The organism is Flectobacillus sp. BAB-3569 (genome assembly GCF_002270355.1).
In the GTDB taxonomy this organism is placed as follows: domain Bacteria; phylum Bacteroidota; class Bacteroidia; order Cytophagales; family Spirosomataceae; genus Flectobacillus; species Flectobacillus roseus.
The window spans coordinates 33,862-59,378 of sequence record NZ_NJFZ01000013.1; the positions used below are offsets into that span (position 1 = coordinate 33,862).

At 39.9% G+C, this 25,517-nt stretch carries 23 protein-coding genes and 2 pseudogenes; 13 read left to right on the top strand and 12 right to left on the bottom strand.

Features of this window, described 5'->3' with window-relative positions:
- Positions 1-115: 115 nt before the first annotated feature.
- The 5 genes and pseudogenes from BWI92_RS13505 to BWI92_RS13525 all read right to left on the bottom strand — a co-directional run bounded on the left by BWI92_RS13505 (position 116) and on the right by BWI92_RS13525 (position 4,472).
- Positions 116-1,191: pseudogene (locus BWI92_RS13505) on the bottom strand (4-oxalomesaconate tautomerase).
- On the bottom strand, positions 1,188-1,955 hold the full coding sequence (locus BWI92_RS13510; RefSeq protein WP_095163791.1) for an NAD(P)-dependent oxidoreductase: 768 nt from the start codon (positions 1,953-1,955) through the stop codon (positions 1,188-1,190). The pseudogene BWI92_RS13505 and the gene BWI92_RS13510 overlap by 4 nt, the downstream one beginning before the upstream one ends.
- A gap of 148 nt (positions 1,956-2,103) precedes the next feature.
- Entirely contained in the window at positions 2,104-2,721 is a 618-nt protein-coding gene (locus tag BWI92_RS13515) for a 4-carboxy-4-hydroxy-2-oxoadipate aldolase/oxaloacetate decarboxylase (RefSeq protein ID WP_095163792.1), read from the bottom strand.
- Between the two features lie 3 nt (positions 2,722-2,724).
- On the bottom strand, positions 2,725-3,444 hold the full coding sequence (locus tag BWI92_RS13520; protein WP_095163793.1) for a PIG-L deacetylase family protein: 720 nt from the start codon (positions 3,442-3,444) through the stop codon (positions 2,725-2,727).
- A 74-nt stretch (positions 3,445-3,518) separates the two neighbouring features.
- Complete coding sequence (locus BWI92_RS13525; protein ID WP_095163794.1) at positions 3,519-4,472, bottom strand: VOC family protein; 954 nt, start codon at positions 4,470-4,472, stop codon at positions 3,519-3,521.
- Between the two features lie 107 nt (positions 4,473-4,579).
- Here BWI92_RS13525 and BWI92_RS13530 point away from each other — a divergent pair, with 107 nt between their 5' ends.
- The 4 genes from BWI92_RS13530 (at position 4,580) to BWI92_RS13540 (ending at position 6,921) form a co-directional block, all read left to right on the top strand.
- Entirely contained in the window at positions 4,580-5,458 is an 879-nt protein-coding gene (locus BWI92_RS13530; RefSeq protein WP_229363072.1) for a helix-turn-helix domain-containing protein, read from the top strand.
- A 51-nt stretch (positions 5,459-5,509) separates the two neighbouring features.
- Positions 5,510-6,169 (top strand): DUF6597 domain-containing transcriptional factor, encoded by a 660-nt coding sequence (locus tag BWI92_RS13535; protein ID WP_095163796.1) that lies wholly within the window; start codon positions 5,510-5,512, stop codon positions 6,167-6,169.
- A 17-nt stretch (positions 6,170-6,186) separates the two neighbouring features.
- Positions 6,187-6,333, top strand: a complete 147-nt coding sequence (locus tag BWI92_RS28860; RefSeq protein ID WP_409024752.1) for an AraC family transcriptional regulator — start codon at positions 6,187-6,189, stop codon at positions 6,331-6,333.
- 81 nt (positions 6,334-6,414) lie between these two features.
- Complete coding sequence (locus BWI92_RS13540; protein WP_095163797.1) at positions 6,415-6,921, top strand: SgcJ/EcaC family oxidoreductase; 507 nt, start codon at positions 6,415-6,417, stop codon at positions 6,919-6,921.
- A gap of 66 nt (positions 6,922-6,987) precedes the next feature.
- On the opposite strand, the gene pcaB is transcribed toward BWI92_RS13540, so the two are convergent.
- From pcaB to BWI92_RS13575, 7 genes are all read right to left on the bottom strand, one after another.
- The gene (pcaB, locus tag BWI92_RS13545) at positions 6,988-8,307 is read right to left on the bottom strand and encodes a 3-carboxy-cis,cis-muconate cycloisomerase (RefSeq protein WP_095163798.1); all 1,320 of its coding nucleotides are present in this window, start codon (positions 8,305-8,307) and stop codon (positions 6,988-6,990) included.
- 22 nt (positions 8,308-8,329) lie between these two features.
- Positions 8,330-9,538 (bottom strand): 3-oxoadipyl-CoA thiolase, encoded by a 1,209-nt coding sequence (pcaF, locus tag BWI92_RS13550; protein WP_095163799.1) that lies wholly within the window; start codon positions 9,536-9,538, stop codon positions 8,330-8,332.
- Positions 9,535-10,881, bottom strand: coding sequence for a 3-oxoacid CoA-transferase (locus BWI92_RS13555; protein WP_095163800.1), 1,347 nt, complete (start codon positions 10,879-10,881; stop codon positions 9,535-9,537). Before BWI92_RS13555 ends, pcaF begins: the two co-directional genes overlap by 4 nt.
- Positions 10,882-11,164: 283 nt before the next feature.
- A complete protein-coding gene (gene pcaG, locus BWI92_RS13560; protein WP_095163801.1) occupies positions 11,165-11,728 on the bottom strand; it encodes a protocatechuate 3,4-dioxygenase subunit alpha in 564 nt (187 codons plus the stop codon).
- Positions 11,725-12,423, bottom strand: a complete 699-nt coding sequence (gene pcaH, locus BWI92_RS13565) for a protocatechuate 3,4-dioxygenase subunit beta (RefSeq protein WP_095163802.1) — start codon at positions 12,421-12,423, stop codon at positions 11,725-11,727. The genes pcaG and pcaH overlap by 4 nt, the downstream gene beginning before the upstream one ends.
- 24 nt (positions 12,424-12,447) lie before the next feature.
- Entirely contained in the window at positions 12,448-13,620 is a 1,173-nt protein-coding gene (gene pcaD / locus BWI92_RS28235; protein WP_095163803.1) for a 3-oxoadipate enol-lactonase, read from the bottom strand.
- A 19-nt stretch (positions 13,621-13,639) separates the two neighbouring features.
- A complete protein-coding gene (locus tag BWI92_RS13575; RefSeq protein WP_095163804.1) occupies positions 13,640-14,818 on the bottom strand; it encodes a 4-hydroxybenzoate 3-monooxygenase in 1,179 nt (392 codons plus the stop codon).
- Between the two features lie 205 nt (positions 14,819-15,023).
- Between BWI92_RS13575 and BWI92_RS13580 the strand changes: the two genes are divergently transcribed.
- From BWI92_RS13580 to BWI92_RS13620, 9 genes and pseudogenes are all read left to right on the top strand, one after another.
- Positions 15,024-15,914: a helix-turn-helix domain-containing protein gene (locus tag BWI92_RS13580; protein ID WP_095163805.1), complete on the top strand. Its 891-nt coding sequence runs from the start codon at positions 15,024-15,026 to the stop codon at positions 15,912-15,914.
- A 78-nt stretch (positions 15,915-15,992) separates the two neighbouring features.
- Positions 15,993-16,901 (top strand): AraC family transcriptional regulator, encoded by a 909-nt coding sequence (locus BWI92_RS13585; RefSeq protein ID WP_095163806.1) that lies wholly within the window; start codon positions 15,993-15,995, stop codon positions 16,899-16,901.
- A gap of 164 nt (positions 16,902-17,065) precedes the next feature.
- Complete coding sequence (locus BWI92_RS13590) at positions 17,066-18,172, top strand: 5-methyltetrahydropteroyltriglutamate--homocysteine S-methyltransferase (protein WP_095163807.1); 1,107 nt, start codon at positions 17,066-17,068, stop codon at positions 18,170-18,172.
- A 60-nt stretch (positions 18,173-18,232) separates the two neighbouring features.
- Entirely contained in the window at positions 18,233-19,342 is a 1,110-nt protein-coding gene (locus BWI92_RS13595; RefSeq protein ID WP_217903413.1) for a S9 family peptidase, read from the top strand.
- A gap of 16 nt (positions 19,343-19,358) precedes the next feature.
- Complete coding sequence (locus tag BWI92_RS13600; RefSeq protein WP_176464419.1) at positions 19,359-20,231, top strand: amidohydrolase family protein; 873 nt, start codon at positions 19,359-19,361, stop codon at positions 20,229-20,231.
- A 189-nt stretch (positions 20,232-20,420) separates the two neighbouring features.
- Positions 20,421-21,610, top strand: a pseudogene (locus BWI92_RS13605) (MFS transporter).
- A gap of 192 nt (positions 21,611-21,802) precedes the next feature.
- Entirely contained in the window at positions 21,803-22,588 is a 786-nt protein-coding gene (locus BWI92_RS13610; RefSeq protein WP_095163809.1) for a crotonase/enoyl-CoA hydratase family protein, read from the top strand.
- A gap of 95 nt (positions 22,589-22,683) precedes the next feature.
- On the top strand, positions 22,684-24,483 hold the full coding sequence (locus BWI92_RS13615; RefSeq protein WP_095163810.1) for a feruloyl-CoA synthase: 1,800 nt from the start codon (positions 22,684-22,686) through the stop codon (positions 24,481-24,483).
- Between the two features lie 254 nt (positions 24,484-24,737).
- Positions 24,738-25,505: a 3-hydroxyacyl-CoA dehydrogenase gene (locus BWI92_RS13620; RefSeq protein ID WP_095163811.1), complete on the top strand. Its 768-nt coding sequence runs from the start codon at positions 24,738-24,740 to the stop codon at positions 25,503-25,505.
- The last annotated feature ends 12 nt before the right edge of the window (positions 25,506-25,517 follow it).

Sequence of the window (25,517 nt, forward strand, 5' to 3'; positions counted from 1 at the left end):
ACTGGAAATATGTTTGAGCTAAAAAGTCGTAAACGCTATTTCGAATTTTGTTGGTTCAAATATAATACCTAATTAAACAAAAAGAGTCTTGATTGCTCAAAACTCTTTTTGGAAACTAAATAGAAATATAAACTTCTCCTTTGCTTATCAGTCTTGCCGTTCGAATCACACCTGAAGATTTGATAATAACATCCTGATTATTAGTAGAATACTCTAGATTTACAGTAAATTCCCCAGATGGATGTTCGATGGAAAAGAAAGAGCTATTTTCTGTGAAATGGGTAATGTTTTTGGTAATACTTTCAGGTAAAATACAGGCTGTAGCTACCGAAACAGCTGCCAAAACGCCAATAGCTTCGTGAACCACATGTGGAATAAACATACGTGTATGTACCACTCCCCCTTGGATAGGAGGAGCAATTAGACACATTTTAGGAATGGTTTGTTGACTAACGTCACCGAGTTGCATTTTTTCGCCAGCTATTAGCCGAATAGTTTCAATTTTTTGTTTTAAAGACTCATTTTTTTCAAGTTCCGAGATACTTTCATAGCCATTCAACCCAAAGTCTGAGGCTCGCATGATTACTACAGGCATTCCATTGTCTATACAAGTTGTCTCAATATCAAGAATCGTATCTATGCTATTGCGTGTAGGCAAAAGTGCGCCGCAAGTAGCGCCAACCGTTTCTAAATAATTACAAATAATAGGTGATGAGGTTCCAAGCACACCATCAATTTTGGTATCGCCTTCATATTGAACCTGATAGCTAGGCGTTTGTACAATGACTTCGCAAATTCCTCCAGTATTCACCATATTTATCCTGGCGCTTGTGGTCGGAGAATTTGCTTTGATAATTCCAAGCTCAATCGCAAAAGGTAACACTCCCGCCAGCATATTACCACAAGTTTGGAGTGTCGAAACTTTCCCTTTCCCGATTTGAACTTGTACAAAAAATAATCTAAATCTGCCTCAGGACTTGTCGAAGGGCTTACGATGGCAATTTTACTACTCAACGAGGACCCACCCCCTAATCCATCAATCTGCCGACTATCACCTTGCGTTGTTCCTTCAATAGCCGCAATAAGATACTGATTACGAAGGTTTTCATCTTCTGGTAAATCTTTTTTCAAGAAAAACAGCCCCTTTGAACTTCCCCCTCGAAAGTGCATATATGGAATACTTACAGTCATAATTGTAGGAGTTTTTCGAGATTATTTCTTGTGCCACGAGTAACGATTGGCTCAACTCCTTTGTCTTCCAACATCTCAATCACAGCTTCCATTTCGTGCATTCTACGCAAAGCGTGCGTGCGACTTCCTTCCACGAATCGGTCGATAAGTTCGTCATTGCCACCAATCAGCGAACTAATTTGTCCTCGGATATAGTCTTCCATACCAAAGGCTTCACCAGCTTCCACAGCTTCGCAGATAACCGCCGCTATGCCTTTGTAGACAATGGAGCGAAGCAATTTTCGAGTTGCAGCATCTCCAATGATACTATTTTCAACTAAAGAAATATTTAGAGCCAAAGGCTTTACAAATTCCAAAAACTCCGAAGCATATTCTCCCGCAGCTAGAAAAGGCGTTAAAATGCCTTTGGGAGGAACAGGCGCCATAATTGCCAAATCGATAACTTTGATTTGAGTTGGTGCTAGAATTTTGGCAATAGCCATTTTTTTCTGTGGACCAGAAGTATTCATTTCACAAAAAAACTGATCTGGTTTTGCCACAGATGCTATTTCTTGAGCAATTTCTAAAGACGCAGATGATAAATTAACACTAAATATCACATCCGCATAGCTCACCGCTTCTGGATTACTCGAAACTAATTGAACATTTGGATGTAATTTATATGTTGGATTCGGGTCGTATCCCCAAATTTGATGTCCTTTTTCTGCTAAATCATTGGCAAAGCGAGAGCCAGCTTCGCCTAAACCTAATATGGCTATTTTCATGACATTCTTAATTTAAAACTTCAAAATATGCCTTTGTTGGAATTATTTCCAACAAACTTGGGTAAGCAACAAAGCACCTATCTTGTATTCTTCCAGCTTGGCTAGTTGCTGACACGTATCTCGTTGGAAACAACTCCAACGATGGCATCTAATATCCAAACTTCTCATCCCAACCATAAATCTGCAAAGATGTTTTGCCTTGTCGAAGTTGTTCACGCACTCTTTCTTCCTTGGCTTCTCTGGCGATAGCTTTTTCAATAGTTTCTTCAATTTTTTCTTGAGGAATAATCACAACGCCATCTCTATCTCCAACGACAATATCTCCTGAATTGATAAGAATATTGCCTATCATAATAGGCTCATTGAGCGTACCATCACCATAATTAGAAGTTCCATGAATACATAAGCCACGACTAAACACTGGAAAACCCATAGCCTCAATATCGTCGGCATCGCGTACACATCCATCGATTACCAAACCATTGACTCCTTTAGTTTTAGCTCCTAAACTCATGAGATCACCCCAATAACCAGCTTCATAAAATCCTGAACAATTGGCAATTAGCACATCGCCAGCTTTTGCATAGGCATAGGCACGATGCAAAAGCATATTGTCGCGAGGCATAGTTTGAACGGTGAACGCAGGTCCGCAGACTTTCATATTTTTCGCAATCGGCTTGATAGCAGAAGGTAAATTTCCTTTTTTGCCCAAGGCTTCATGCAAGGTAGCAGCCGAAAATTTGGCAAGTTCTTGTATTAAATCCATAACTTAAAAAATGGTGTTTGTGACTCTTGGTACTTGACTTTGATGCGCTTCGGCAAATTGAACATTCTTTTGTCCAGAAATTCTTCTTGCATGATTTCCACGACGTGATGCTAGTTCGGCGTAGTAATCTCTGAGGTATTTTTGAGCCCCCATGCAGTCCATTGCTGCCATTTTTTTACCCATCACCGATGTAATATCAATAAAAGTATCTGGCAAAAAGCCACAAAGTTCTGGCTGATGTGGCTCAAAAGAATACCAAGCTGGCGGGTCGATATTCTTAAATGCACTTGGTACACCTGCTCCGCAAGACAACAATCGAGCACGCTGCGTAGCTTGAAATGCTAAGGGATGATCTGGATTGAAAGGGTCTTTTTCTGAATGGGCTAGGATAACAGTCGGCTCAAAATCACCGATAATATGGGTTAATTGGGTAATTCTTTCATCTGAAATCAACATTGGATAATCGCCCCAATCTAAGAATTGAATGGGTGTTCCTAAAATATCCGCTGCTTTTTGAGCCTGTTCATGACGAATTTCTTTTACATTATCGACACTTCGTTTTGGGTTTTCTTTCCACAATTCACCCGATTCGCCTCTTTCGCCGTATGACATACAAACAACGAGGGTTTCGGCACCTTCTTCAATGGCTTTGGCGATAGTGCCTGCTGAGCGCCAAACGAAATCCGCCGAATGAGCTCCTATGACTAATAATTTCTTGTTCATGATAATAATTGGTGGTTTGAAGAGACTTTATTTTAATAAAAAACTCAGCACTCAAAATTCAACATTCAAAACTCCTACAGGTCTTCTGGCATGGGTGTACCTCTTGTATGAAAGCTATCGACGGTTTTGAGACCCCAAGCTTGCCCTTTCGAACGTTCCTCTCGATTCCAGACAACAGTCTCATAATCAGGGTCTAAAATGAGTCTTGCTGTAGGATTAGCTATTTCGATTCTATTACCTCCTGGTTCGTACACATATAAGAAAAATGTTTGCTGAATAGCGTGTTTATGTGGACCCGTTTCAATAAAAATACCATTTTCTAAAGCTATATCTGCTGCCAAAAGAACCTCTTCACGGCTGTTTACAGCGTAAGTCAAATGATGAAAACGGCCCGATAAGCCCGACTGATCCTCGGTAATGGCAAGGTCATAGGATTTGGAATTTACCGAAACCCAAACACCCTTAGGTTTTTCATCAAAAACAATGGTTTCGGTCATGCGACCGCCTAAAACCTTGAACTGGAAATCACTAAAAGCTACAATATCTTTGGCTAGTAAATTGAGGTGATCTATTCGCCTTACATTCATACCTCTTCCAGGGAATTTACTAGCAGTATTCTTAAGGGCTGATTTGTGTTGCTCGTCAGGTTGGTATTTACGGGTGTCAAAATAAATTTCTGCCATATGTCCATCGGGATAGCGGAACATAAAAGTATCGCCATAGCCACATTCGCCCTCGTGCCAGCGAATACCCAGATTTGCTTGCTGTATTGCTTTTACGCGTCTATCGAGAGCCGATTGACTGCGAGCACGCCAAGCAAAATGCCCAATACCTGCATGACGATGCGCTCGAAGCTTGAGGGTATAATGCTCATAATCGTCATACGCACGCAAATAGGCGCAATCTTCATGGGTTTCGACAAGCATCATTCCAAGGATTTCCGTGAAAAATCTGATACTCTCATCGAGCTTTGGTGTAAGTAATTCGACATGAGCCAAATGTGCCAATTCCCAAGTAATATCTTCCATAACGAGTAGTTTTGTGTTGTTTAAAACGTATTACAAAATTAGGCTCATGCGAAGGTTTTATTAGGAGACTTTTTGTACTTTTAAGGATAAAATTCGAACATATGTCAATGGATTTACTCAAAGAAATTACCAATTTTGATGGACTTTATGGGGATGAAAATGGCAAATATTCCTCTGAATATTTGTTTTTAGAACCTATCTCAACCAGAAGTAAAGAATTTGATTGGCAAATCAAACCACATATACATTTAAAACTTTTCCAAGTTTTTGTAGTAAAAAAGGGATCACTTCGCTTTACAGATGCTATTTCTGAATACGAATTAAATGCACCTTGTTTGATGGTGATTCCTGCCATGGCATTACATGGACTGGTGTATCATCCAGATATAGAAGGGAGTATTTTGACTTTGTCGGAAAAAATTATTGAAGATATTTTTGAAACATCACACCGTATTTGGCAGACCTTCGAAAAAGTAAGAATTATACAGTCATTTGATGAAAATGGTACTTTCGAAAAAATGCTTTATCAATTAGCATTGGCAGAGTACGAATTATTTAGTGAAAATCCAGAAAGAATGATGATGATTAAAGCTTGTTTGACCCAGTTTTTCTTGCATATTCATCGATTGGCTACACAAGACGCTGACCTTTCTGGAGATTCCTTACAAATGGCTTATTTTAGAAAGTTTTTACAAAATATCAAAAAGTCTTCGCACCAAAAAAGTATCCCTGATTTTGCGGAAGACTTAAACATTTCTGCCGTTCATTTGAATCGAATTTGTAAAGCTATCGCAGGCAAATCAGCCATAGAGTTGGTGCACCAACATTTGATTCAAGAAGCCCAAAAGTATTTGTTACATACGTCTTATTCTATTTCGGAAATTGCCTATTTACTGGAATTTGAGTACCCAAATTATTTTGCCAAACTCTTCAAAAAGCATATTGGTTTATCTCCCGCCGAATATCGACAAGTGGATAGGAGGTAGATGTTTTCATGAATTTTATGTATTTTAGGTGCAGTAACTTCCTGATATTCTATGTTTTATCAAGTATTTTCTCCCCAACCAGCTTTGCGAGAATTTGTGAATAATATCATGATTTTTCGGCTTGATATGCCTGCCATAGGTAAAAATCCTACGGTGGTACTGCCTCCATTGGGGGAGCAATGCCTCTACTTTTATCCGCTAGAATCCCCTATGAGTGAGTATCTGGACAAGGAGAAAATGATTAAACTATCACCGAGTATTTTGGTTGGGCCACAGGTGAATCGAGTTAAGTTGACGATGCCTTTTCATAGTTATACCGTCAAAGTCGGATTTCAACCTGGAGGGTTATACAGAATTTTAGGTATTCCGATGAATGAAATGGTGATGGACGAATCGTTGGATAGTGTTTATTTTCTAGATAAAGAAATCCAATTTATCAATGAGCAACTTTGTGAGTTATCGAACCCAACTGATATTTTACAACTGGTCGAAGGGTTTCTACTCAAAAAAGCCCAGCAACTTAGACCAGTTTTGCCTGTAGATAAGGTACTTTCGCTAGTTCATCAAAAAGGAGGTTTGATGAAAGTTGAAGATATTGCTGAAAATGCCTGTGTTAGTACTCGCCAGTTAGAGCGGTTATTCCAACAAAGAATTGGTTTGCAACCTCGTTTTTTACTCGAATTACTCGTTTTGCCAAAGCTTGGCGTATAAAAGAAAGCAATCCTCAAATCAAGTGGACTACTATTGCATACGATTGTGGTTATTTTGACCAAATGCACTTAATTCGGGATTTTAAGACATTTTGTGGTAGTTCTCCTTCGGTGATGGAAGATGAAATTAAAGCCTCTTCCTTTACTTTGGGAGGTCAGTTGTAGAGCTAAACATGTCGCATTGATACTATTTTAGCCGATTGCTCCTAGATAATTTTGTCACTATAAAACTTAAACATTATAGTTATGAAATATCTACTTTTTATCTTGGCAACATGGGGATTTTCAACATTTACTTGTCTGGCACAAAATCAAGAACAAGACAAAGCGGTTATTGAAGGACAGATAGATTTATTTTTTAAAGATTGGGAAAACCACAACTTCGAGAATATGGTCAATTATGCTACCGAAGATTCGGATTGGGTCAATGTAGTAGGTATGTGGTGGAAAAATCGGAAGGAGGTGATTTATGCGCATAATGTCTTTCACAAGGTTATGTTCAAAAATACTAAACTCACCAAAACATCTGTTCATACTAGATTCATTACCAAGGATGTAGCGGTAGTTCGATTGTATTGGCACATGGGAGAATATACAACGCCAAGTGGCAATCATCATGACGAAGCTGAAAATATTGCGATGATGGTATTTGTAAAAAAAGCAGAAAAATGGCTTTTGACGGCTACTGAAAATTTGGTCATAGAAGAAGCTGCACAGAAAAGTAATCCCGTCAATCGAATGTCCAAAGAATAATTGACTGATAAAAATCTACTAGCTAGCAAGTCTATTTGCTAGCTAGTAGAATACTAAAAATCTGATCTATTGAATGAAATGAGCAGCCATTTCATGTGCAAAACCAATAGAATTTTCTGGAGAAAATAACTCCTGAATATGTGCTTCTGAAAGAAATGACCTGATTTTGGCATTTTCTAAAGCTAATTCTTTCAAATGTTTTCCTTTAGCCGTCGCTTCCTGACAGAGTTCTTCTACCATTTCATGAGCTTCACTTTTACCTAAAGTTTCAGCCAAAGCAAAAGAGAGATTTTCGGCATAAATCAATCCTTGCGTTATTTCTAAATTTTCTAACATTTTGTCAGAATTGACTTCTAATCCATTGCTCAAGATGCTCATTTGTCGCACACTTCCAGCGGTCAATTGTACCACTTGTGCCAGTGTTTCCCATTCGGCATGCCATGTGCCAGTCGCTCGCTCGTGGTCTTGTATTTGAGCACTCAGCAGTGTTGAAATCAAATTAGGAACACGCTGTGCATTGGCTAAAATAGCAATAGAAGAAACAGGGTTGCGCTTATGTGGCATCGTCGACGAGCCGCCTTTTCCTTTGCCTGCTGGCTCAAATACTTCGGCTATTTCAGTTTGCATCAATAGACTAATATCTTTGGCGATTTTTCCTAAACTCCCCGAAAGCATACCAAGTGTTGTGGCTATTTCTACCACAAAATCCCGCTGCGTATGCCATGAAATGGGATGGTATTCGAGCCCCATATTGGTTGCCATACGCTGTGCAATGGCTAACCCTTTTTGAGGCATACTAGCTAAAGTTCCGACTGCACCACCCAATTGAAGATAGTATTTCAAAGACTCCAATCGCTGTTTTGCTCTTTGAAGACTATCTATCCAAATGGCTACTTTATAATCAAAACTAATAGGGCGAGCTTGTTGCATAAAAGAGCGACCTATCAAAAAAGTATCTTGATGTGCTAAGGCCAAAACCCTTAATTGCTCTATACTTTGGGTCAACAAAGGAAGCATCAAATGAATGGCGTCTTTGCACTGCAACATCATGGCAGTATCAATCACATCTTGACTGGTAGCACCAAAATGGACGAACTTTGATGCATCTGCGCTTTCTGCTTTGACGACTGATGTTAACTGTTTGACCAAAGGAATAGCGATATTTCCACCCAGACCTACCTGTGCCTTTAGTTGAGGAATATCTATTTTATCAACCTTACAACAATGCGCTATAACTTCAGCAAACTGACTAGGAATAAACGTACATTCTGCTTGAGATTTTGCTAAATGAGCCTCAAAATCAAGGAGATACTGAATGCTTTTTTCAGCAGTATATAGTTCACTTATTCTTTTGTCGTAAAATAAGGTTTGAAATAAATCATTCATGAGCGATTGATTTTAGCGACGATTATACTTTTTCAATAATGACAGCATATCCTTGACCAACACCCACACACATGGTACAAAGGGCGTAACGTTTGTTTTGCTTATGTAATTCAAGGCTAGCCGTTTGAATTAATCGAGTGCCAGACATGCCGAGTGGATGCCCCAAGGCAATTGCACCACCATTAGGATTGACTCTAGGGTCGTCGTCTGACAAACCTAATGCTCTGGTACAAGCCAAAGATTGAGCAGCAAATGCTTCGTTAAGCTCAATAATATCAATTTGGTCGATGCTTAATCCTGCTTTTTCTAAGGCTTTTTGGGTTGCTGGTACTGGACCAATCCCCATGATTCTGGGTTCAACGCCAACGACTGCCGAAGATACAACTTTTGCCAAAGGTTTTAAACCATATTTTGCTACTGCCTCTTCAGAAGCCAAATACATAGCAGCTGCACCATCGTTCAGACCAGAGGCATTGCCAGCCGTAACGCTACCACCTTCTTTTTTGAAGGCAGGTCGTAATTGTGCAAGTTTTTCCAAGGAAGTTTGAGGTTTGATAAACTCATCCTTTTCAAACGCAACAATTTCTCCCTTTTTAGGACTAATACTTACTGGAATAATCTCTTCCGCCAATCGACCATTTGATTGCGCTTTTGCTGCTTTTTGTTGTGAGCGAAAAGCAAATAAATCTTGGTCTTCACGACTGATACCATATAGCTCGACCAGATTTTCGGCGGTAATTCCCATGACATCAGTGCCATACATTTTGTGCATCTGTGGATTAACAAACCGCCAACCAAAGCTCGAATCAAACATTTGGGCGTCATTTCCAAAAGGTTTTGATGTTTTGGAAATAACCCAAGGACCACGAGTCATGTGTTCCATACCCCCCGCAATCATAATTTCAGCATCCCCTGTTTGAATCGCACGACTAGCATTAATGACCGCCGACATTCCCGAAGCACATAGTCTATTGACTGTTTCGCCAGCGATGGTATAGGGTAATCCTGCCAAAAGTAATGCCATACGAGCGACATTGCGATTGTCTTCTCCTGCTTGGTTGTGACACCCCAAAATCACATCGCCAATGCTTTCGACGGGGATTTGGGGGTTGCGAGCAACTAATTCTTTGATGACCAGCGCCGCTAGGTCGTCGGCACGAACACTTGAAAGACTTCCGCCAAAACTTCCGATGGGAGTGCGTACGGCGTCAATGATATAGGCTGTTTTCATGAGAGTTTTTCGATAAATTGTGCGGCAGTTTTAGCTCTTACTTCTTCGATAGTTACATTGGGCATAAGCTCAATAAGCGTAAGTTTTCCTTCTGGATAAGCAAAAACCGCTAAATCGGTGATAACTAAATCGACCACGCCTTCGGCTGTAAGTGGAAGGGTACAAGTTGGAACGACTTTTGAAGTTCCGTCTGGGTCGGCATGAGTGAGAGTAACAATTAATTTTTTGGCACCAGAAGCCAAATCCATTGCACCACCTACTCCCAAAAGTGGCTTCCCTGGCACTGCCCAATTGGCTAGATTGCCTTTTTCATCTACTTCCAAACCACCCATAATAGCCACATCAACATGTCCACCACGAATCATGGCAAAGGAATCTGCACTATCAAAATAGCTACTTCCTTTGAGTGCCGTAACAGGTATTTTTCCAGCGTTGACAGGGTAGTCCATCGCACCACCACCATCTTCTGGCGCTGGACCAACGCCTAGCATGCCATTTTCGGTATGAAGAATAATACCATCTTCAGGTTTGATTAAATCCGCCACAAGCGTAGGAATACCAATCCCTAGGTTGACAACATCGCCATTTTTCAGTTCGGCAAAAGCTCGCTTAGCCATTTGCATACGTGATTCGCTCACTTTCTTGCCTCTATTGACCGATGCCGATGAGCCTAGGTCTTCTAAACTAACCTTTGCTTCGACCAAATAATCTACGAAACATCCTGGCGTATGAATAAAATTGGGGTCTATTTCACCTACAGGAACGATTTCTTCAACTTCGGCAATCACCAAATCTGCTGCTGTCGCCATTGCACGATTGAAGTTTTGCTCTGTCATTCTGTAGGTTAAATTTCCTGCCGTATCGGCTTTCCATGCTCTGATAAAAGCTACATTTCCACGAATTCCTTCGATAAAAACTTGCTCTTGACCATTAATAATCTTGGTATCTCTTCCTTTTGCAATCAATGTTCCTGTCGAAGTTGGGGTATAAAAACCGCCTATTCCAGCACCACCAGCACGAATGGCTTCAGCTAAAGTGCCTTGAGGCAAAAGTTCATATTCTACCTCACCAGATTGTGCGGCTTTGACGGCATCGGGGTTACTAGTAAAAAATGAACCAATCATTTTACTGATTTGACCGTTTAGCAAAAGTTTGCCCCCTCCAAGATTAGGTTCTCCTACGTTATTGCCTATAAAAGTGAGATTTTTAGTTTGAGTTTTAGCGAGTGCATGAAGCAAATGAACAGGATTGCCTGTCATACCAAAGCCCCCACCCAACAAAACATCGCCATCTTTGACCAATGCTGCGGCTTCTTCTACCGTAATTTGTGGTACTTGTTTCATGATTTTTAAGTGATTTAGAAAGTAATCATGAAGTATTTCGACTTAAGTATTAGTGCTTAATTATGAGTTATGTGTTTTAGGCACAAGGCACAGAGTGTTAAAATGTTTTTTATTATCCATCGCCATGCTTTTTTCCAAAACCCACCGCTGAAAGCCGTTACCAGAAAGCCCAAAGCATAATCTTAAATTTTATTTTGCTCACTAACTTGAAACAAACATCTATATCAAAAGCTATGTCTGTTCGGGTCGATTTACAACAAATATTTACTTCATGAGAATTTTTTTATACGTCAAAAAATACTGTTTCCTGTTCGCCTTGCATGACAATATCCCATTGATAGACAATACCTTCTGGCGTTTCGTGCCGTTGGGCAATGAGTGTATTTCTTCTTTCTTCAGGAACTGTATTGAGAATGCTATCCTTTTGATTTTCGGTTATTTCGTCCGAAAAATATAGCCTTGTGTAAGCATGAGTCAACAAACCACGCATAAAAACCACTACCGTAATATGAGGTGCTTGACCCTCAACAGAGGCTGGTTTGATAGTTTGGAAAATAAACTTAGCCTCAGGGTCAGTACCTGTTCCAAATCGTCCGAAACCTTTAAAGTCTGAATCTGTTGGATTATATTGACCTTTGGCATCTGCCTGCCAAATTTCAATCATGGCATCAGGGATTGCCTGCCCTTCTCCGTCAAGCACTCGTCCTTGGAGCGTAATGGGTTCGCCTTGTGTATTTGGGGTACGCAAATTGCCCGAAGCAATACTGGTATGATTATATAAATATTGTTGCGGACTAAGTCCATAGGCAAAGTATGGGCCTACCGTCTGAGAGGGAGTTTGTGTCATTGATTTTCGAATGGAGTAGCGTTATGTCCTCTTAATACGATGTCAAAATTGTAACCTAGTGCAAAGTCTGGTTGCGTCAAGGATAGGTCAAATTGAGAAACCAAAAGGTGTCTAGCCTTTTCTGGAACTCCTTGATAAATAGGGTCATATTGCAACAAGGGGTCGCCAGGAAAATACATTTGAGTGACCAAGCGATTCGTAATATTTGACCCAAACAAAGAAAAATGAATATGATTAGGTCGCCACGCATTTGGGTGATTGCCCCAAGGATATGCCCCAGGTTTGATGGTCATAAAAGTGTAACGACCGTTCTCGTCGGTCACGCAGCGCCCGCCACCAAAAAAATTAGGGTCGAGGGGAGCATTGTGTTGGTCAACTTTATGAACATAACGGCCCGCTGCATTGGCTTGCCAAATTTCTACTAAAGTATTTTTGATAGGTCGCCCATCAATGTCTAAGATTCTTCCAGACACTACGATACGTTCGCCGAGCGGCTCACCGTTTCGAATGCCATTTTTGGTAAGATCATTATCGTATTTTCCAACACTATCTTGTCCATAAACTGGCCCTGTCGACTCCGAAAGCGTATGTTTCATTGGAATCAAGGGCTTTGAAGGAGCTCTAAAAATAGTTGATTTATAGTCGGGATATAAATAGGGAGGATGTACTTCCCAATCTCGTGGTTGCTGATTCATGAGCTAAATGATTAAGGGTATGGTTCAAAAGTCTTTTTTTCCTAATTCATGATAAATTTTTTTGGCAATTTTAAAGGCGCTATTAGAACAAGGTACACCTGCGTAGATTCCCAAATGCAGTAATACTTCTCTAATATCCGAAACGCTTGCTCCTGTGTTTTGGGTTGCTCTGATATGCATGGCCAGTTCTTCTTCGTGCCCTAATGAGGCTAAGATGGCAATCGTAATCATACTTCGTTCTCGTTTGCTGAGTTCGGGTCTGGACCAAACCAATCCCCAAGCGCTTTGAGTGATATATGACTGAAAATCAGTATCAAAATGGCTTTTGTTAGCATCTGCTTTGTCTACATGAGCGTTGCCCAAAACGGCACGACGGGTTTTCATCCCAAGCTCATAAAGTGATTGGGTACTTGGTGCAAAAGCAAATGTATAGATGAGTGATAGTAATTTTTCTGAAGCATCGACACAAGGAATGTGTCCCGAACCCTCAATTTCTTCTAGTGAGGCGTGTGGCATCAAGTCGACTAATGATTTCACTAATTCTGGGGTAGTCGAAAGGTCTTCGGAGCCAACTACGCACAAGGTTTCTGCTTGGATTTTTTGAACATTTTCTGTTAAATCTGCATCTCGAATGGCCTCACAACATTGGATATAGCCTTTTGGGCAACATCTCTCAAGCATTGTTCGATACCCAATAAGCTCGGATACTTGTGTATTGCGAAAGCTTTCGGGAAACCATTTTTCCATTACGGCATCCGAAATACCTGCCAGCCCCACGGTATTTACCTGTTCGATTCGCTGATTCCAGCTGGTGGAAGTTCCTATTTTATGAGCTGTATCACAAAGAATCAACTTTTGCACTCGTTCAGGGTGGCGTTCTGCAAAAAGCATTGCTACTCGACCGCCTACAGATAAACCAACTGGAATACATTGTTGTATTTTTAGCGCATCAAGCAAACCAACTAGGTCTTCGTAATAACTTTGCATACCATGCGTAATAGCTGCCGTTTGAGATAGTCCATGCCCACGCTTGTCATAACACAATACATTGGCAACATCGACCAAGCGCTCAACGACCTTATCCCAGATTCTGAAGTCTGTCCCTAAGGAGTTGATAAAAACAAAAGTGGTTTCTTTCTGATGATTAATCCATTTGTAATGGATATTTAGACCATTGATATTGAGGAAATTAGCCATTAAAATAAGGAAGGTTAATTCAAATTTCTTTCAGACCTACATAGTTTTCGGCAATGGTAGTTGCTTGTGCTTTGGAGATTCTGATATAATCAAATTTTGATTTTTGGAGTAAATTTTCAAACGAACCGTGAGGCGCTTGCTTATGAAATAGATAAGTCATAAAGTTCGAAAAATCCTGTGCACGCCAAATTCTTCTCAAACAGTCCTGCGAATAACTTTGAAGAAGGCTATCGTCCTGATTATCATACCAGTTTGTCAATGCAGAGGCAAGGAAGCGAATATCTGCTACTGCCAAATTCAAGCCTTTCCCACCTGTAGGGGGTACAATATGGGCGGCATCACCCGCCAAAAACAAGCGTCCATGTTGCATATTATCAATCATGAAGCTTCGCATCGGCGTAATGCTTTTCTCGAAGATAGGACCACTTTGTAAGCTCCAGCCTTCTGTACCCAAGCGGATAGATAGCTCTTCCCAGACTTTTTCATCAGGCCAATTATCGACTGTATCATCGTTTTCAACTTGAATATACAGTCGGCTAACTGTCTCAGAACGAAGACTATGTAAAGCAAATCCTCTTTCGTGGTAAGCATAAATGAGTTCGTCAGACGAAGGTGCAACATTGGCTAAAATACCTAGCCAACTAAAAGGATACTCGATTCTAAATTCGTTGTAAGTATCTTTGGGCAAATGCTGACGACCAATGCCATGATAGCCATCACAACCTGCTACAAAGTCGCAGGTCAATTCATGTTCTTCGCCATTATGTTGGTAAAAAATACTTGGATTGTCGGTTTTGGTACCTTCGATATGCTTAGCATGAGCCTCAAAAAGAATTTCAATTCCTCTATCTAAGTTGGCCTGAATCAAGTCTTTGACTACTTCTTGCTGTCCATAAATGGTGATGCATCTCCCGCCTGTTAACTCCTTAAATGGAACACGCTGACGGACTCCATTAAAGCTCAAATAAACTCCATGATGCTCAAGTCCCTCTTTATCAAGACGTTCTGAAGCACCTAGTTCACGAATTAAATCAACCGTGTTTTGCTCCAACAAACCTGCTCGAACGCGTGATTCTACATATAAGCGACTTCGGTTTTCAAGAATGATACAATCGATTCCTCTTTTTTGAAGTAATAAGGCAAGCGTAAGGCCAGCAGGGCCTGCTCCAATGATACCGACTTTGGTTGAGTGCTTCATCGTGAGTTTATGATAGATTTTCTGTTAAATATGATTTAAAGATTGGCCAGAATCTCATTGATGAAACAAAGATAGAGGGCATTTATAGGTTTATTTTTGGACGAAATACGGTATTATTTGGACAAAATAAACATTGTTACTACCTTGTGAGCTAAAAATATAAATAGTTTACCTTGAAAAGGTTATATCTCTACAGAACTATCGAATGAAAAATAAGATTATCAATTATTCGGGGCTTTATGGCGATGCACAACGACGTTGGTTACCTGACTTTGTGCATTGTGAACCTTTGGAAGCTCGCAGTCAACTACATAACTGGCAAATAGAATCGCATATCCATACCGATTTATGGCAAATATTTTGTCTAGAGGACGGCGAGGCTAAAATTATGAGTGCGCATCATACTTGGCAAACACAAGGTATGACTCTAGTGGTAATTCCGCCTAATACCCTACACGGATTCGAATTTGTAGCAGGTTTATCGGGAATCGTACTTACGGTATCGTCGTCTTATTGGGATAGATTGTTGCAAACGGCACCCACGATTAGCCTAACTTTTCAGGAAATGACTTGTCTTTCTCTTGAGAAAAAACAGAATAACTTTCAGAAAATCAAGAGATTAATAGAGGAAATTAGAGAAGAAGAAAACAATAATTATCCAGAAAAAAACTTTTCTATACAAACTACTTTGGGCATGATTTGCATCGAAATTTTCCGATTGGCCAGCGCTCAAAATGAACAAAAATTAGTGAGTAACCAACGTAGTTTATCAATTTACCGAAACTTTGTCAAAAGTATTAAAGAATCTTACAGTCCTCAAAAAAGTATTACGCAATATGCTGAAGAACAGAAAATTACGATAGTGCATCTTAATCGGATTTGTCGTAGTGTGACAGACAAATCTGCTATTCAGTGTGTGCATGATTTTTTTGTAGAAGAAGCCAAAAAATACCTTTTGTATACCAATTTGAGTATTGCAGAAGTGGCATATCAGGTCAATTTTGATGACCCAGCGTATTTTTCAAGGCTCTTTAAAAAAGTAGTTGGACTTTCTCCAAAAGATTTTAAGGAGAAAAGTAGAAATCTCTATTTTTGATGAATATAGTTTTACATTTGAGATGATACAGCAGAATGATTGATTTTACCTAAAAAATATTTTGATAAACTTCGTATTATGGCGCAAAAACAGGCTATTGCTAAGATTCCAGTATTAAATCCCTCCCAATTTGATGAATATTTGTTTGGGACTTGGAAGCCTGTAGTATCTAAAGTCTATAATCAATTCCACATTGAGCGAGTCGAACATTATAAGACTCACCTGCAATTGCCTCTACAGCCACATCGTCGATTGGTCTATTTTATGATTTTTTTGACGAAAGGGAAAGTGTTAAGAAGTAAAGGCTTGACCCAATACGAAATAGGACCGAATACATTGTTTGCCTTACCTTCTGACCAGATAACCTCTATTGAATTTGTCAGTGAGGATGCCGAAGGGTATTATCTTCATTTTCTACCCGAAATATTTCAACAAAAACGATTTAATCTTCCTGTTTTGAAAGAACTTCCCTTCTTTCAATTTACAGGAAATCCTGTGTTTGAATTAATTGAAAATAAGCAAGTTATTGAGCTATTTGAGTTGATTTTACAAGAATATAAAAAGAATCAACCCGAGCGATTTGAACTTTTACCTTTGTATTTAACCACCCTTCTGACAGAATTTAAGCTACAAGAAAAAAGTCAGCCAAGGGCTCTTCAAAATGCGGCAACCTACTTAACTCAGCGGTATAAAGATGCATTATCAAGCTTGATTTATGAGAAAAAATCAGTTCAGGAATTTGCGGATTATTTATCTGTTTCGCCTAATCATTTAAACAAATCTGTAAAAATAACTACAGGAAAATCAGCACATGAATTATTGGAGGAAATGAGAATTTTAGAAGCAAAAGTTTTACTGAGCCAAACAGAATTGAGTATTGGAGAAATCGCCTTTCGATTGGGGAAAGTAGACCCTAGCGATTTTAGTCGTTTTTTTAGAGCAAAAACACTTTTAACTCCAAAACAATATAGAAATAATTCTAATTGATTGTTTTTGCATAATATTGATTTGAAATAGCCTATTTATTCTCTTCCAAACGCTACAATTTTGTACCACCCTTGAGTACAACACTTTAAATAATCAAACGGCGATAACGTCATTTGAAAAAACACTAAAATACCCCTTCAATCCAATTTTAATACTCATTAACTATGAAACCTCCTTTTAGAGCTGACCATGTGGGAAGTTTGCTTCGCACAGCGTCTGTAAAAACAAATCGTCATGAGTGGAAATTAGGCAATCTTCCAGCCGAGGAGTTACGAGCTATCGAAGACGCCGCTATTCTCGAAACCGTCAAAAAGCTTGAATCTACAGGTATGAAAGCGATTACCGATGGCGAATTTCGCAGAGATTATTTCCATTTAGACTTTTTGAAAGAGCTTGCGGGGGTGACAGTAACAGGAGGTATGGACGCCAATCCAAATGCTAAAGTGGCGGAAGATGGCTTCAAACCTCCTGTTTTAAGTGTTACAGGAAAACTCCAACACCAAAAAGATATTCAAGTCGCAGATTTTAATTATCTAAAATCTATCGTTACCCAAACTCCCAAAGTAAGCATTCCATCGCCAACCATGATTCACTTTCGTGGCGGACGCAAATCGATAGATATTCAGGCTTATCCTGATATGGATGAGTTTTTTCATGATTTATCAACTGCTTACAAACAAGAAATAGATCATTTGTACGCTGCGGGTTTACGTTATTTACAATTAGACGATACCAATTTGGCGTATCTGTGCGACCCCAAAATGCGCGCTGCTGCAGCCGAAAGAGGCGAAGATCCTAATGAGTTGCCACGTACTTATGCGGCACTGATTAACTCGGTGATTGACAATCGTCCAAGTGATTTGACCGTTGGTATTCACCTTTGCCGTGGAAACTACCGAAGCACTTGGTTTGCTGAAGGTGGCTATGAACCTGTAGCTGAAATTCTCTTCAATGAAATCAATGTGGATGCCTATTTCTTGGAATACGATGATGAAAGAAGTGGCGATTTTGCTCCTTTGAGATTTGTCCCTAAAAACAAACATGTGGTTTTGGGAATCATTTCTTCAAAGGTAAAAGAGCTAGAAAATATCGATGATTTGTGTAAACGCATTGACGAAGCAGCGCAATATATGCCACTCGAAAACCTTTGTGTGAGTCCACAATGCGGTTTTTCTTCGACACACCACGGCAATGACCTAACTCATGACGACCAATGGCGCAAGATTGAATTGGTAGTAAATACAGCCATCAAGGTTTGGGGAGAAGCCTAAAACGTAGCGTAATTCAACAATTTCTGAATAGAAGAATCCCAAACGGTTATGTTTAAAAAAATGTTTCTTTTGCTATTGCTCGCACATAGTTTGGTGGCACAAGTGGCAAAGATTGATTCTGGACAAATCAATGGCGCTAGATACCGCATTCTTTTTCCTCCCAACTGGAAAGGAAAATTGGTGATGTATGCACATGGGTATGAATTTATGGGTACTAAACCACTACAAAGTCAGAATCCTGAGTTTATTGGTCGTATGAGCCCATTTTTGTCAAGGGGTTTTGCGGTGGCTGCTTCTGACTACCAATATCAAGGTTTTGCCCTTCCGCAAGGAGTAGATGATACCGAGAGTTTACGACAATATTTTGTGAAGCAATACGGAAAACCCGACTCGACCTTTATGGTTGGGCATTCGATGGGCGGTGGTATCACGGTGGCTACTATCGAAAATTTTGGTGAAAACTATCATGGGGGTTTGCCGCTGTGTCCGTTATCAAGTAGACCCTATTTGCAGTGTCGCAAAGAATTTGACATGTATGCGACCTTTAACGGACTGTTCCCTGGCATTGTACCTTCGCTCAAAGAAATTTTTGATTTAAACAAAAAGCCTAATCCAAGTGAGGGTGGTCGCGCGATGGTTGCCAAAGCAATGGCAATCCGAAAGGCAATGATGAGTAAAGACTCTGTCTTGGCAATGGCTTTTGCCAAGCGTTTTGATTTAAAACTAGATGACTTGCCATTTTCGTTATTTTTTAATGAAAATGTTCTCAGAGATTTAGCCCAAAAATCAGGTGGAAATCCTTTTGATAATATGAACACCGTGTACAGTGGATTTCCTGATAATGACTTGATTAATCACAAAGCTGAACGTTTGGAGGCAACTGTAAATCCGAATATTATTTTTGGAAAATATGATCGAACAGGCAATATCAATAGACCAGTTTTTTTGCTACACACTGTTTATGACCAATTGATTCCTCCGACTTATGGAGTGGTAAATTTTGAAAATATGGTGCATCATCAGCAAAAAGATCAGTTTTTCAAAGTACGATATACCACTGGACAAGGACATTGTGTATTTACGGCTCAACAAACGGGTAATGCGTTTGATGAACTAAGGAACTGGGTGAAATCAGGACAAAAACCTGCTGGAGATGTTTGGATGAAATAAACACTTGTAGAAAGATATGATTGATATTCAGAAAGTAGTTGCTATTGACGTACATACACATGCAGAGGTATCGTGCTGTCAACCGCATGACGATTATCGGAGTGAGTTTGATGAAGCTTTTGCTAAATATTTCAAATCCGATAGACGCCCCACGATTCAAGAAACGGCGGATTATTATCGTGAAAGAAATATGGCTTTTGTGATGTTTACGGTAGATTCTGAATTTAATGTTGGCAAGCGTCGAATTCCCAATATCGAAGTCGCTGAAGGTGCTCTAAAAAACGATGATGTCATGATTGCCTTTGCGAGTATCGACCCTCACAAAGGGCGTATGGGAGCAAGGGAAGCTAGAGATTTGATTGAAAATTATGGGGTGAAAGGCTTTAAGTTTCATCCGACAGTACAGGGATTTTATCCGCAAGATAAAATGGCGTATCATCTCTATGAAGTCATTGCTGAATATCAACTACCAATGCTTTTTCACTCAGGACATTCTGGATTTGGGAGTGGTGTTCGTGGTGGTGGCGGACTTCGGTTAGAATACTCAAATCCGATTCATTTAGATGATGTAGCCATTGATTTTCCAGATTGTCCGATAATTATTGCGCATCCGAGCTGGCCTTGGCAAGATGAAGCCCTATCTGTAGCCGTGCACAAACCCAATGTGTATATTGATTTAAGTGGTTGGTCGCCCAAGTATTTCCCGCCACAACTGGTTCAATATGCCAATACGTTATTGAAAGACAGGATGTTATTCGGAACGGACTTCCCACTGATTACGCCCGAAAGATGGATCAAAGACTTTGACGAAGCAGGTTTTAAGGAACAGGTAAAGCCTTTGATTCTGAAAGAAAATGCCATTAAGATGCTTAAGCTCCAAAAGAATTGAGAATTGCGAATGAGTGAATTGTGAATTTTTTAAAGTGGAATAATTCACAATTCACTCATTCGCAATTCTTAACTAAATCAATAATTTATGTCCCACGTAACGATGAATCGAACGGCAAAGATGACCACTTTGCAATACAGCTGCATATTGGTTTGTTTTCTGATGAATATGCTTGATGGTATGGATGTGATGGTGATTTCGTATGCTGCACCAGCCATTACCAAGGCCTGGAGTATCGGAGCCGAAGCTTTGGGGTTGGTATTCAGTTCAGGATTGGTCGGAATGTCGGTTGGGGCTTTGATTATTGCACCTTATGCGGATAAATTTGGGCGTAAAAAATGATGATTATCAGTGCTTTATTGATGGGGTTGACGATTTTTATCACCTCTTTTGCAGAATCTGTTAATCAATTAATATTTTTTCGTTTTATCAATGGTTTAGGTATTGGTTGTATGCTGGCAAGCACTGCTGCACTGACCTCTGAGTATGCCCCCGCTAAAACCAAAGATTTTTGGGTAAGTTTTGCCCTTTCAGGATATCCAATTGGTGCGGTTTTATCAGGAATGGTGGCTGCCAAAATTATTCCTACTTATGGTTGGGCTTCAATTTTTCAATTGGCGGGATGCTGCACATTAGCTTCAGTACCAGTGGTTTACTTCTTTTTAGCGGAGTCCTTAGATTTTTACCTAAAATCACAACCAGAGGGGGCTTTACTGAAAGCGAATAATTTATTGTCGAAAATGGGTAAAGATACCATCGCTACTTTACCAGAGAAACCAGCAATTTTTCAGAAAATTCCTATCAAATTATTATTGAGTCCAGCGTTTCGATTATCTACCATTCAGTTGTGGGTAGCATTATTTTTATCTTTTGCAACGCTTTATTTTCTCACTAGTTGGATACCTAAATTAGCCTCGACAGCAGGACTATCTATTGAACTTGCCATCTATGCAGGAACCGTATTCAACCTAGGAGCTTTTGTAGGAATTATTACGCAAGGATATTTTTCAAGTAAATATGGTTTAAAAAAGACCATCGGCACAATACTCGTATTGACTGCGATATTAATGGCGATTTTTAAAGTTTTTGTAGGAACAGATGGAATCATCATAGTCTTTGGTTTACTGGGATTTGGAATTCAAGGAGGATTTGTTGGATTGTATGCTGTATCTGCACGTATATACCCAACCGAATTTCGAACTACAGGTGTTGGTTGGTCAATTGGGATCGGTCGACTAGGAGGTATTATTGGCCCAGCCGTTGGTGGTGTTTTAATTGGATTAGGATTATCTATGAGCACCAACTTTCTAATTTTTGCGATTCCAACTGCCCTTGCAGGACTTATGACTTGGTATCTGTCTACTGAAAAGGTTAGTTGAAGCAGTATCAGTGCTGAATGATGAATTGTGAATTGCGAATGGAAATTTATAATTCACAACATCTTAAGACGTAACCCTGATTAAATACTATTTTGAACGATTACCTAACCCTTGAAAAGTATATCACATAAGGTAATTCTTGAGCCAAAAAAGCTTAACTATCACAGCAACAACAAGAGATTCTTATAATTGATGAAGGTAACAAAATCAGTCCCTGAAACCTTACAGATACGTGAGGAAGGTGATATTCTATTGGTAGGGCTTAATCGTCCAGATAAACGCAATGCGTTTAATGATGAACTTATTTTGGGCATTGAAACGGTTTTCGAAAATATTCCTTCTCATATTCGTTGTGCCATTATTTATGGAATTGGCAAGCATTTTTCGGCTGGCTTAGACTTATCTGAGCTTAAGGAGCGGGATGCGGTACAAGGTATTTTTCATTCAAGAATGTGGCATCGAGTACTCGAAAAAGTACAATATGGTGCTGTTCCTGTGGTGGCAGTATTGCACGGTGCTGTAGTTGGTGGTGGCTTAGAGTTGGCAGCAGCTTGTCATATTCGGGTGGCTGAGAAAAGCACTTTTTATGCCTTACCCGAAGGTCAACGAGGAATATTTGTGGGTGGTGGCGCTGCTGTTCGATTACCAAAATTAATCGGTATGGCACGTATGGCTGATATGATGCTGACAGGGCGTGTGTATCAAGCCGAAGAAGGCGAGCGAATAGGACTAGCACAATACTTAGTCGAGGACGGACAAGGTTTAGAAAAAGGGAAAGAATTAGCTCAGAAAATAGCCTCCAACGCAGGAATGACCAATTATGCTCTTACCCACGTGCTTCCAAGAATAGTAGATAGCGGTCAAACAGAAGGGCTTTTGTTGGAAAGTATGATGGCTGCCATTGCTCAAAGTGCCCCCGAAGCCAAACAGAGATTAAAAGACTTTTTGGAAGGACGAGCCAAAAAAGTGGGAGAATAAGTAATAGTCCTAATTATTGAATAGGCAATGCACCAAAATTCAGTAACTGTATTGAATTGAGCATTTTCGATTAAAATTTTTATCTCTTTCAAGTTATGGAGTTCAAGAATGTAGCTTTTGGCCCCACCCAAACCATCAAGACTTACAATCCTGATGAGAGTATTTTATTTCGGTTAAATAGCGAATTAAAACCTTTTCCTAAAACTATTACTGATAGACTTTTGGAGTGGTCGCTTCGACAGCCTGAAAAGACTTTTATTGCCCAACGTAACCAAGAGGGTATTTGGCAAGAACTAAGCTATGCAGACACCTATCAGCAAATGTGTTCAATAGCACAGCATCTGTTGAATATGGGTTTTGAGAAAAATGATACAGTAGTTATTCTCTCCGAAAACAGCCTTGAGCACGCACTTTTGGCATTGGCATCGGTGCATGTAGGCATTCCGTATTCACCAATTTCGCCTGCGTATTCTTTGGTATCGGAAGATTTTTCTAAACTTCGTCATTGTTTAGAAAAAATGACACCAAAACTGGTTTTTGTACAGTCTGAACAAGTTTTTGAAAGAGCTATTCGATTTATTGAAAATACCTTTCCTGAGATTGAGATATTGGTATCACAGGGTGAAAAATTTCCTAATATATCCTCTTGGCGACACTCAACTATTACTGAGGCAGTGGAGCAAGCTCACCAAAAGGTGACGGGTGATACTGTTGCGAAAATACTATTTACTTCTGGTTCGACGGGTTTACCCAAAGGTGTTACTAATACCCAACAAATGTGGTGTGCTAATCTCCAACAGATTACACAGAGTTTTCCTTTTATGCAGAAACAAGCCCCTGTTTTTATTGATTGGCTTCCGTGGAACCATACTTTTGGCGGTAATCACAATTTTGGCTTGGCGCTTCATAATGGCGGTACACTCTATATAGACGACGGAAAACCTAGCACTAAAGGCATTGAAGAAACGGTAAAGAATCTTCGAGAAATATCTCCTACGGCTTATTTTAATGTTCCAAAGGGATTTGAAATGTTAATTCCCTATCTGGAAAAGGAAGAGTCATTGAGAAATACTTTTTTCAAAAATCTTCAAATTATATTTTATGCTGGCGCTAGTTTGGCACAACCTATCTGGAATAAGTTGGAAGAACTCGCTATTCGGACTATCGGTGTAAAAGTGCCTATTATAACAGGTTTAGGTTGTACAGAATCAGGTCCTTCGGCTCTTTTTGCGAATTGGGGAGGTGCTTTTTCGGGCTTGTTAGGCGTGCCAGTAGCAGGGCTAGAGGTAAAATTAGTGCCTTTGGGAGATAAGTCTGAGGCTAGATATAGAGGTGCCAATGTGACAAAAGGATACTGGCGAAATCCAGAGGCAACGGTACAAGCTTTTGATGAAGAAGGTTTTTATAAAACAGGTGATGCTGTAAAGTTTTTGGACGAAAATAATCCTGATAAAGGATTGATTTTTGACGGCAGAATTGCCGAAGATTTTAAACTTTCAACGGGTACATGGGTCAACGTGGGCGTGATGAAAACCAAAATCATTTCCTCTGGATCACCTATTATTCAAGATGTGGTTATTGCAGGGCTCGACCAAGACTATATTGGTCTAATACTTTTTCTCAATACCGATGCCTGTTGTCAGTTGACTGGGCACACAACTGCTGTTTGTACATCCGAATTGTATGGACATTCATCGATAACAACATTTATAGAATCTTGGATGAAAGAATTTAACACTCACGCCACAGGTAGTTCGACTAGTATTGGCAAAGTGATTATTGCCCACGAACCTCCATCGATTGACAAAGGTGAGATAACAGACAAAGGTTCGCTCAACCAACGTGCTGTTTTGGCAAATCGGCAAGATTTGGTACATCAGTTATTTCATAGTTAGGTTTTGAGTATTAGGGCACAGGCAACAGGCACAAGGCAAAGAGTGGTAAAGTAACAGACATGCTTTTACCTAAAGCCCCCGCCGAAAGCTGATACCTGAAAGCCGAAAGCTACAACCAATATCCCTCAATCGTCAGTAGAAGTTTATTGCAACAAAATTATTATCCAAAAAACCATTCATACGAGCATTTTGCTCAAATTTATTTCCCTAAAAATCCCCTTGTATTGACGTATTGAGGGTTTTTCTTTTTTACGATGAATATAGAATCAAACATATTTCTCATTTCTGGTGGCGCCTCTGGGTTGGGGTTGGCCACGGCACAAAACATTGTTTCGCAAGGCGGAAAAGTTATTTTATTAGACATAAATGAACAAGCTGGGCAACTTGCACAAGTAAGTTTAGGCGATTCTGCGCTTTTTTGTAAAACTGATATTGTGGATGAAACGCAGGTGTCACAAGCGATTGAACAAGCCCTTTCTCATTTTGGAAAAATCAACGGCGTCATCAATTGTGCGGGAATTGGACCCGCCAAAAGAGTTGTGGGTAAAGATGGTCCACACGATTTAGGCTTTTTCCAGAAAGTCATTCAAGTCAATTTGGTTGGGGTATTCAATGTACTTCGTTTGGGGGCAAATGTCATGCAGCACAATACGCCCAACGGACAAGGCGAAAGAGGTATTGTGATTAATACCGCTTCGGTCGCGGCCTTTGATGGACAAATCGGACAGGCGGCATATTCAGCTTCTAAAGGTGGGGTGGTAGCGATGACGCTACCTATCGCTCGTGAATTTGCCCGTATGGGTATACGAGTGATGACGATTGCTCCAGGAATTTTTGAAACACCTCTACTGGCAAATTTGTCTAGCGAAGCACAAGCTTCTTTAGCGCAACAAATTCCTTTTCCTCCAAGACTTGGAAAACCTGAAGAATTTGCGAAATTGGTACAACAAATCATTGAAAATACCATGCTCAATGGCGAGGTAATCCGCTTGGATGGTGCTATTAGAATGGGAATAAAATAATACAAAACCTTT